Source organism: Chelativorans intermedius (assembly GCF_025398255.1).
Lineage (GTDB): Bacteria > Pseudomonadota > Alphaproteobacteria > Rhizobiales > Rhizobiaceae > Chelativorans > Chelativorans intermedius.
The window spans coordinates 17770-26986 of record NZ_JAODNW010000005.1 but is presented as its reverse complement, the minus strand read 5'-3'; the positions used below and the strand labels follow the sequence as shown (position 1 = coordinate 26986).

The window sequence follows — 9217 nt, the reverse complement described above, 5'->3', positions numbered from 1 at the left end:
CATGATGAGGCGTGCCGCCGGACCCTGTCTTGCTCTCCTGCTCGCCGCCACGCCGGGCGGACCGCCCGCACGCGCGCAGGAAGGCATGGCGGCGGACGCCAAGCAGGCCAGGCCCGCCATGGACGGACCGACGCTTGAGACGGTCGACCCGCGGCGCTTCGGCAAGCTGCCGGACCTCGCTTTCGGGGCCTTTCAGCGTGGCTATTACCTGACTGCGCTGGAGCTTGCCCGCCCGCGCGCCGAACAGGGCGATGCCGCCGCGCAGACGCTGATGGCCGAGATTTACGCCCGTGGCCTCGGCGTGGCCCGCGACCCGCAGGAAGCGGCCAAGTGGTATGCCCGGGCGGCCGAGGGCGGCGACCCCAACGCGCAGATGCAGTATGCGCTGCTGCTGCTCGGCAGCGAATTCGTGGAGGAGGATCGGGAGCGGGCGTTCGAGCTCATGCGGAGCGCCGCCCGGGCGGGCAAGCCGCTCGCCCAGTTCAACCTCGCGCAGATGATGATGGAACGCGGCGATCCGGCCAGGGAGGCGGTCGATTGGTACGAGCGCGCCGCCGAGGCCGGACTGCCGGATGCGCAATACGCCATGGCCCAGGTCAGCGCCAACGGCGCGGGCGGCCGCCCGGTGGACGAGGCCGAGGCCCGCCGCTGGCTGGAAAAGGCGGCGCGCCAGAACTATGACTCCGCGCAGCTCGATCTCGGCACCTGGCTGGTGGAAGGCCGCGGCGGCGAACCCCGCCCCGAGCAGGGCTTCGCCTGGCTGAAGCGGGCCGCCGAGGGCGGCAATGTGGCGGCGCAGAACCGCCTGGCCAAGCTCTACCGTGCCGGCGTCGGCGTCGAGGCCGACCCGGTGGAAGCCGCCGCATGGTACATTCTGGCCCGCCGCGCCGGCCTTCGCGACCCGCAGATGCAGGATTTCATGGACGGGCTGACGAACGAGGAGCTGAAGGAGGCCATAGAGCGCGCCAACCGGCTGCGTGGAGGAGACGGAGGAGAGGCGGAGGGCGCGGACGCGCAGTAAAGTGCGCCAGCCCCGCGGCCGGGCCGCGCCTTCGGCTTGCCTCGGCAATCATTTTGTGGTCTTGGAGGCGCCGGCATCCGCGCGATGCGGAGATGGATCACGACAGGTTCAGGATGAAGATCAACGGCAACGAAATCCGTCCCGGAAACGTCATCGAGCACAATGGCAGCCTGTGGGTGGCGGTCAAGACCAACCACGTCAAGCCCGGCAAGGGCGGCGCCTACAACCAGGTGGAACTCAAGAACCTGATCGATGGCACCAAGCTCAACGAGCGTTTCCGCGCCGCCGAAACGGTGGAGAGGGTGCGCCTGGAGCAGAAGGATTTCTCCTATCTCTACGAGCAGGGCGATGCGCTGGTCTTCATGGACATGGAGACCTACGAGCAGCTCGAACTGCAGAAGGACTTCGTGGGCGACCGCGCCGCCTTCCTGCAGGACGGCATGACCGTCACCGTGGATCTCTACGAGGAGAAGCCGATCGGCATCTCGCTGCCCGACCAGGTGACGTTGCAGGTCGCCGAGGCCGATCCCGTGGTCAAGGGCCAGACAGCCGCCTCCTCCTACAAGCCTGCCGTGCTGGAAAACGGCGTGCGCGTGATGGTGCCGCCCTTCATCACCGCCGGCGAGAAGATCGTCGTCGACACCAACGACATCACCTATGTGCGCCGCGCCGACTGACGGCGCCGCCGCACATGCCCTGAAGCCACACGACCCCGAGGACACGAGCGATGCCGCGTTCGGCCATCATCAACGTCATGGTCCAGGCCGCCATGAAGGCCGGGCGCTCCCTGGCGCGCGATTTCGGCGAGGTGCAGAACCTGCAGGTCTCGCTGAAGGGACCGGGCGACTATGTGAGCCAGGCCGACCGCCGCGCCGAGGAGATCGTCTATAGCGAGCTGTCGCGCGCCCGCCCCGGCTATGGCTTCCTGATGGAGGAAAGCGGCGTGCGGGAAGGCGAGGACGCCCAGCACCGCTGGCTGGTCGATCCCCTCGACGGCACCACCAACTTCCTGCACGGCATCCCCCTGTTTGCCGTATCCATCGCGCTGGAGCGGCAGGGCCAGCTTGTCGCCGCCGTCATCTACAACCCGGCCATGGACGAGCTCTACACCGCCGAGCGCGGCGGCGGCGCCTTCTGCAACGACCGCCGCATGCGGGTGGCGGCGCGCGGCCGCCTCTCAGACGCGGTGGTGGGCACCGGCATTCCCCATCTGGGCCGCGGCGACCATGGCCAGGCGCTCATCGACCTGCGCAATGTGATGGCGGAGACCGCCGGCATCCGCCGTCTGGGCGCGGCCTCGCTGGACCTTGCCTATGTCGCTGCCGGCCGTTTCGACGGTTTCTGGGAGGACGCGCTGAGCCCTTGGGACATCGCGGCCGGCATCCTGATGATTCGGGAGGCCGGCGGCTTTGTCACCGACCGGAAGGGCGGCCACGAGATGCTGTCCACCGGCTCCGTCGTCGCCGGCAACGAAGCCATCCACCGCGCGCTGCTCAAGGTTCTGGCCAAGCCGCTTCGCTGACCCCGCGCGCCACGTGGAGGCGGCCGCAGCGCACAATCGCCGCCTGCGCCGTCTCGGGCGGCACCCAGTCGAACGTCTGCATGAAGCGGCCCGGATCGAGCGTCAGGTCGTCGAGCAGCGCGGCGGCAAGCCTGCGCCGGCCGCTGGCAACGGCCATGACCCGCAGCAGACCCCTGGGCACCGGCAGAAGCCGTGCTGGCCGCCCCATCCCCGCCCGCAGCCACGAGACGATGTCGCGAAGCGACACCTGCTCGCGGTCGGCAATCTCGTAGATGCCGCTGCCCGCGCCGCCAAGTCCGGCCGCAAGCGCCGTGGCGACGGCATCGCACAGGTTTTCCACCGCGCACAGGGAGCGCCGGTTGGCCACCTGCCCGAAGGGCAGCGGCACACCGCTGGCGGCAAGGCGCAGCAGGCGGCCCCAGTTGCCCGGCGCGTCTGCCCCGTAGACGAGCGGCGGGCGCAGAACGATACCGGTGCACCCCTGCCCTTCGGAAAGGCGCAGCACATGGCGCTCCGCGGCGCGCTTCGACCGCCCGTAGGCGCCGGCGCCGTCGCGCGCCGCGATGCTGCTCAGAAAGACGAGCGTGCGCACATCGGCCTGCGCGCAGGCCTCGGCAAGCCGCCTCGTGCCCGCCTCGTTGACGGCGAAGTGCTCGGCCGCACCCGCCGCTTCCCGGTGCGCCAGCCCGGCGAGGTGGACGACGGCATCGACGCCCGACAGCGCTCCGCCCCAGTCTGTCGCGGGGCCGATCTCCCCGACCGCCACGAAGCGCCCGCCCCCGGGGCGGCGGCGCCGTCCCGCCTCGCTGACCCGGTGGCCGCGTGCCGCCAGCACCGGCACCAGATGCCGGCCGATGAAGCCGGAAGCACCCGTCACCAGCACATGCGCCATGAAAGCCCGTCCTCTCTTTGCGGATCGCCGGTATTCCACGCATCGCACGAAAGGGGAACGCTTATTTCAATTTCGTCACAATTCCGTTTAGAGTCGGGGCCGGTCTCAGGCATGAACGGGCCGGTGGATTGTGGTTGGCGCCCCGCGGCGGGCAATGTAGGTTGTATCTGTGCGGCGCACAGCGTCCCGCCAGCAGCGCGCCCTCTCCACGCGGCCCAACCAACTCGAGGAACAGATGGCCTTGCTGAAATCGCTGGGAGCGGACGGCCTCACCGCCGAGGAAAGATACGATCCGCGAAGCCTTTCGAGCCCCCAGGTTTTCCTCTATTCGATGCTGATCTTCCTGGCGATTGCCGGCTTTGTGGCCGCGATCCTGTATCGCCAGATTTCCGCAGCCTTTCAGAGCAATCCGGGGCTGAACGGGCTCATTCTCGGCGTGCTCGCCGTCGGCATCCTGCTGGCCTTCGCGCAGGTCGTCAGGCTGTTTCGCGAGGTGCGCTGGATCAATTCCTTCCTGGCGGGAACCGAGGCCACGGAGCCGGTGCTGCTGGCTCCCATGAAGGCGCTTCTCAGCCGTTCCTCCACCATGGCGCTGTCGCCCAGCTCCATGCGCTCCATTCTCGATTCCATCGCCACACGGCTGGACGAGAGCCGCGACATCTCGCGCTATCTCATCGGCCTGCTCGTCTTCCTCGGCCTGCTCGGCACCTTCTGGGGCCTGTTGCAGACGATCGGCTCCATCGGCGACACCATCCAGTCGCTCGATCCCGGTTCGGGCGATGCCAACGACGTTCTCGATTCGCTCAAGGCGGGGCTTTCCGCGCCCTTGAGCGGCATGGGAACGGCCTTCTCCTCCTCGCTGTTCGGCCTGTCCGGCTCGCTCATCCTCGGCTTTCTCGATCTGCAGGCCGGCCGCGCCCAGAATCGTTTCTACATCGAGCTCGAGAACTGGCTGTCCACCGTCACCGATCTGAGCTCGGATCTCGCCGACAGCGCCAGAAACGGCAACTCCGAGGAGCTGCGGGTGCTGGCGGAGAAGCTGCGCACGCTGCAGGAATCGGGCGGCAGCAGCCCGCGCACCGCCGCCGCCATGGCCGCGCTTGCCAGCGGCATCTCCGGCCTTGTGAAGAGCATGCGCCAGGAACAGCAGATGATGCGCGACTGGGTGGAGGCCCAGGCGGAGGACCAGAAGGCGCTGCGCGAGACTCTGGAGCAGATCGCCGAGGCCCTGAAGAAACGGGATGATGGCTGATGGCGCTGGCACGCGGACGCCGCCGCGACAGGGCCGTGGACTACTGGCCGGGCTTCGTCGATGCCCTTGCCACGCTCCTGCTTGCCATCATGTTCCTGCTGTCGGTCTTCGTGCTGGCGCAGTTCTTCCTGAGCCGCGAGATCACCAGCCGCGATGCCGTGCTCGACCGCCTCAACGCACAGGTGAACGAGCTGACCCAGCTTCTGGCGCTCGAACGCTCCAACGTGCAGGACGCCGAAGACCAGATCGCCAGCCTGCGCGCCTCCCTGGCGGAAGCGGAGGCGGAGCAGTCGCGCCTTGAGCAGATCCTGGCCAGCGGCGCCGGCCGCAGCCAGGCGGCGCAGGTGCGCATCCAGACGCTGACGGGCGAGCTTGAGGAGGAGCGCCAGGTCAGCCAGCGCGCGCTTTCCCAGGTGGAGCTTCTGAACCAGCAGATTTCGGCGCTGCGCCAGCAGATCGGCGCGCTGGAGGCCGCTCTCGAAGTCTCCGAGCAGCGCGACCAGGAATCCAGGGCCAAGATCGCCGATCTGGGCCGCCGCCTCAACGTCGCGCTCGCCCAGCGCGTGCAGGAGCTCAATCGCTACCGTTCCGACTTCTTCGGCCGCCTGCGCGAGATCCTCTCCGACCGGGAGAACATCCGCATCGTCGGCGACCGCTTCGTCTTCCAGTCGGAGGTCCTGTTCGCCTCCGGCGCAACGGAGATCAACGAGCGCGGGCGGGAGGAGATGCAGAAACTTGCCGGCGCCATCCTCGAACTGCAGAAGGAGATCCCGCCGGAGATCAACTGGGTGCTGCGCGTCGATGGCCACACCGACAACGTGCCGCTGTCGGGCACCGGGCGCTACCGCGACAACTGGGAGCTTTCGGCAGCCCGTGCCATCGCGGTCGTCAAGTTCCTGATCGAGCAGGGCGTGCCGGCCGAGCGGCTGGTGGCGGCCGGCTTCGGCGAATATCAGCCGCTGGAGACCGCAGACACGGCGGAGGCGCGTGCAAGGAACCGCCGCATCGAGCTGAAGCTGACGGAGCGGTGACAGTCAGGCGCGCCGCTCCCGCCCGTCACTCCGCCGCGCCCCTGAACGCATCCGCGCCCGCCTCGAACTGCAGGCTGGCAAGCCGCGCATAGACGCCGCCGCGGGCCACCAGGTCGGCATGGGTGCCCTCCTCCACGATGCGCCCCTCGCTCATCACCAGAATGCGGTCGGCCTTGAGGATCGTCGCCAGCCGGTGGGCGACGATGATGGTGGTGCGCCCGCGCATCAGCCCTTCCAGCGCCCTTTGCACCAGCGTCTCGCTTTCGGCGTCGAGTGCGGAGGTCGCCTCGTCGAGAAGCAGGATCGGCGCATCGCGCAGGATGGCGCGCGCAATCGCCAGCCGCTGGCGCTGGCCGCCCGAGAGCGTGACCCCGCGCTCGCCCACCTGCGTGTCGTAGCCCTCTTCGAGCGCCATGATGAAATCATGCGCATGCGCGGCGCGTGCCGCCGCCTCCACCTCTTCGCGCCCCGCTCCGGGCCGGCCGAAGGCGATGTTCTCGGCGATGGAGGCATCGAAAACCGTCACCTCCTGCGGCACGATGGCCATCCTCTCGCGCACCGCCCTGGGATCGGCCTGCCTCACGTCCACGCCGTCGAGGAAGATGGCGCCTTCCTGCGGGTCGTAGAAGCGCAGCAGCAGCGCGAAGACCGTGCTCTTGCCGGCGCCGGACGGCCCGACGATGGCCACCGTCTCACCCGGCGCCACGGAGAAGGAAAGCCCTTTGAGGGCGGAACGGTCCGGCCTTGTGGGATAGCAGAAGCCGACATTGCGGAAGGCCACGGCACCGCGCGGCGGCACAGGCAGCGCGCGGGGGACCTGCGGGGTGGCGATGGCCGGCTTCTGGGCCATGAGCTCCATCATGCGTTCCGTCGAGCCCGCCGCCTGGGAAAGCTCGCCCCATACCTCCGACAGCGCGCTGAGGGCGCCCGCCGCCAGCACGGCGTAGAGCACGAACTGCACGAGCGTGCCCTCGCTCATCGTGCCGGCCAGCACATCGCGCGAGCCGACCCACAGCACCGCCACCACCGAGGCGGAAACGCCGGCGATCACGAAGAAGGTGAGGACGGCACGGGCCAGCACGGAGTGCCGGGCGGCCTGGTAGGCGGCCTCCACCGCCGCGTTGAAACGGGCCGCAACGCCTTCCTCGCTGGTGAAGGCCTGCAGCACGCGCACCGCGCCGATCTGCTCGCCGGCGAAGGCCGATGCGCGCGCCAGCGTGTCCTGGGCATGGCGGGAGCGCCGGCGTACCGCGCGGCCGAAGGCGACGAGCGGCAGCACGATGACGGGTATGGCGCCCACCACGAGGGTGGAAAGCCGGGGGCTGGTCATCACCATCATGCCCACCGCGCCGAGCGCCAGGATGGTGTTGCGCGCCGCCAGCGAAGCGGTGGCGCCGACCGCGGACTTGATCTGCGTTGCATCCGCCGTCAGCCGGGAAACGATCTCGCCCGACTGCGCGGTGTCGAAGAAGGCCGGCGAAAGCCGCAGCACATGGGCAAAGACATTGCGCCTCAGATCCGCCACCACGCGCTCGCCCAGCGTGATGACGAAGTAGTAGCGGCAGGCCGAGGCCAGCGCCAGCAGCGCCGCCAGCGCGATGAGCGCGGTGAAATAGGTGGTCACGAAGGAACCGTCGGCCTGCGAGAAGCCTCTGTCGATCACCCGCCGCACGGCAAGCGGGATGGCAAGTGTTGCCGCCGTCGCCAGAAGCAGAAAGAAGCCGGCGCCCGCCACGAGCCCCCGATACGGGCGCAGATAGGGCAGGAGCCCGCGCAGCGGCTTGAGCGAGCGTCGCGAGCCTTGCCTCGACGGGCCGGTTTCTTCCATGTCCCTCGTCCTTCCGGTGCGCCTTCAGGATTTGCCCGGCCGGCCTTGTGTCCACCGGGCACCTGATGTATAGGCACGCGAACCTTTCCGAAGCCGTAGCGGGCAATGGCTGCGGCTTCAAGTTTTCAGAATGGGCGAGATTGCCGCAGCGCGGGCCGCGCCCGGATGCGAATGCAGATTCAGGACTGAGCCATGAAAGCCGACATCCACCCCGACTATCACAAGATCAAGGTCGTCATGACGGACGGCACCGAGTACGAGACGCGTTCCACCTGGGGCAAGGAGGGCGACACGCTGCACCTCGACATCGACCCCACCACGCACCCCGCCTGGACCGGCGGCCAGCAGACGCTGGTGGACCGCGGCGGCCGCGTCTCCCGCTTCAAGAAGCGTTACGAGGGCCTGGGCATCTGACGCCCGGCGATGAACCGGAAAAGCAAGGCCCGCCGGGTCCTGCCCGGCGGGCCTTGCTTTGTGCGCCTTTCATGCAGGCTCCGGCGGTCGCCCAGGGCATTTTGCAGCCAGATGGAATCATCTGGCGTCGCACAAATGCGGCAAAAGCAGATAGATGGACCGGATCGGCGTTTCGATGAAACGATGAACCGGCCTAACCCTTTCGATCCAGATGCCCCATCGCGCGCTCCGGCGCGATGATGTCGCGTATGCGCCGTTTCAGCTCCGCCGCGTCGGGAAAGCCGCCGTCGCGCTTGCGTTCCCAGACCAGCTCCCCATCGCAGTGAATTTCGAAGATGCCGCCCGTGCCGGGCTTCAGCGTCACCTCGGCGAGCTCCGTGGAGAAGGTGGACAGAAGCTCCTGCGCCATCCAGCCGGCACGCAGGAGCCATTGGCACTGGGTGCAATAGGCGATGGTGACGCGGTGGCCGCTCATCGGTGTCTCCGGGGCGTTCCCGTCAGGCGGCGCTGAGCCTCGCCATGGTTTCGTCATCCACCTCGAAATTGGCGTAGACGTTCTGCACGTCGTCGTCATCCTCGAGCGTGGCGATAAGCTTGAGCACGGACTGCGCCTTCTCCTCGTCCACCGGCGCTCCGGTCTGCGGCCGCCAGACGGCCTTCACCGATTCGGCCTCGCCGAGCGTCCGTTCGAGGGCCGTGGTCACGTCGCCGATGTCCTCGAAGGCGCAGGTGATCACATGGCCGTTCTCGTCCGACTGGACGTCCTCGGCGCCGGCCTCGATGGCCGCTTCCATCACCTTTTCGGCATCGCCGGCCGAGGCCGGATAGAGGATTTCGCCGACGCGGTCGAACATGAAGGAGACCGAGCCCGTCTCGCCCAACGAGCCGCCGGCCTTGGTGAAGGCGGCGCGCACATTGGAGGCTGTGCGGTTGCGGTTGTCGGTCAGCGCCTCGACGATGAGGGCCACGCCGCCCGGCCCGTAACCTTCGTAGCGCACCTCCTCATAGTTCTCCGAATCGTTGCCCGACGCCTTCTTGATGGCGCGCTCGATGTTCTCCTTGGGCATCGACTGCGCCTTGGCGTTCTGCACGGCCAGCCTGAGCCGCGGGTTCATCGCCGGGTCGGGCAGGCCGGACTTGGCGGCGACGGTGATCTCGCGCGCCAGCTTGGAGAAGATCTTCGAGCGGGCCGCATCCTGGCGGCCCTTGCGGTGCATGATGTTCTTGAACTGTGAATGGCCAGCCATGGGGCTCCTT

General features: G+C 68.4%; 10 protein-coding genes. 6 read left to right on the top strand and 4 right to left on the bottom strand.

Annotated features, from left to right (window positions below):
- The first annotated feature begins 1 nt into the window (after nucleotide 1).
- The 3 genes from NYR58_RS05885 (at nucleotide 2) to NYR58_RS05875 (ending at nucleotide 2543) form a co-directional block, all read left to right on the top strand.
- Nucleotides 2-1021 carry an SEL1-like repeat protein gene (locus tag NYR58_RS05885; protein WP_261519559.1) on the top strand — a complete coding sequence of 340 codons (1020 nt, stop codon included), beginning with the start codon at nucleotides 2-4 and terminating at the stop codon, nucleotides 1019-1021.
- Nucleotides 1022-1134: 113 nt separating this feature from the next.
- Nucleotides 1135-1698, top strand: a complete 564-nt coding sequence (efp, locus tag NYR58_RS05880) for an elongation factor P (RefSeq protein WP_261519700.1) — start codon at nucleotides 1135-1137, stop codon at nucleotides 1696-1698.
- 50 nt (nucleotides 1699-1748) lie between these two features.
- Nucleotides 1749-2543 carry an inositol monophosphatase family protein gene (locus tag NYR58_RS05875; protein WP_261519558.1) on the top strand — a complete coding sequence of 265 codons (795 nt, stop codon included), beginning with the start codon at nucleotides 1749-1751 and terminating at the stop codon, nucleotides 2541-2543.
- Here the strand turns inward: NYR58_RS05875 and NYR58_RS05870 are convergent.
- Nucleotides 2515-3435 (bottom strand): NAD-dependent epimerase/dehydratase family protein, encoded by a 921-nt coding sequence (locus tag NYR58_RS05870; protein WP_261519557.1) that lies wholly within the window; start codon nucleotides 3433-3435, stop codon nucleotides 2515-2517. The two genes, NYR58_RS05875 and NYR58_RS05870, sit on opposite strands and share 29 nt — an antisense overlap.
- A gap of 235 nt (nucleotides 3436-3670) precedes the next feature.
- On the opposite strand from NYR58_RS05870, the gene NYR58_RS05865 reads away from it, so the two are divergent.
- Both NYR58_RS05865 and NYR58_RS05860 read left to right on the top strand, forming a co-directional pair.
- On the top strand, nucleotides 3671-4687 hold the full coding sequence (locus tag NYR58_RS05865; protein ID WP_261519556.1) for a MotA/TolQ/ExbB proton channel family protein: 1017 nt from the start codon (nucleotides 3671-3673) through the stop codon (nucleotides 4685-4687).
- Nucleotides 4687-5718, top strand: coding sequence for a peptidoglycan -binding protein (locus tag NYR58_RS05860; RefSeq protein WP_261519555.1), 1032 nt, complete (start codon nucleotides 4687-4689; stop codon nucleotides 5716-5718). The genes NYR58_RS05865 and NYR58_RS05860 overlap by 1 nt, the downstream gene beginning before the upstream one ends.
- Nucleotides 5719-5743: 25 nt before the next feature.
- Here NYR58_RS05860 and NYR58_RS05855 read toward each other — a convergent pair whose 3' ends face one another.
- Nucleotides 5744-7546: an ABC transporter transmembrane domain-containing protein gene (locus tag NYR58_RS05855; protein ID WP_261519554.1), complete on the bottom strand. Its 1803-nt coding sequence runs from the start codon at nucleotides 7544-7546 to the stop codon at nucleotides 5744-5746.
- A 192-nt stretch (nucleotides 7547-7738) separates the two neighbouring features.
- Between NYR58_RS05855 and rpmE the strand changes: the two genes are divergently transcribed.
- Nucleotides 7739-7960: a 50S ribosomal protein L31 gene (gene rpmE / locus NYR58_RS05850; protein ID WP_261519553.1), complete on the top strand. Its 222-nt coding sequence runs from the start codon at nucleotides 7739-7741 to the stop codon at nucleotides 7958-7960.
- A gap of 193 nt (nucleotides 7961-8153) precedes the next feature.
- Here rpmE and NYR58_RS05845 read toward each other — a convergent pair whose 3' ends face one another.
- On the bottom strand, nucleotides 8154-8435 hold the full coding sequence (locus NYR58_RS05845; RefSeq protein WP_261519552.1) for a SelT/SelW/SelH family protein: 282 nt from the start codon (nucleotides 8433-8435) through the stop codon (nucleotides 8154-8156).
- 22 nt (nucleotides 8436-8457) lie between these two features.
- A complete protein-coding gene (locus NYR58_RS05840; RefSeq protein WP_261519551.1) occupies nucleotides 8458-9207 on the bottom strand; it encodes a YebC/PmpR family DNA-binding transcriptional regulator in 750 nt (249 codons plus the stop codon).
- Nucleotides 9208-9217 lie beyond the last annotated feature (10 nt).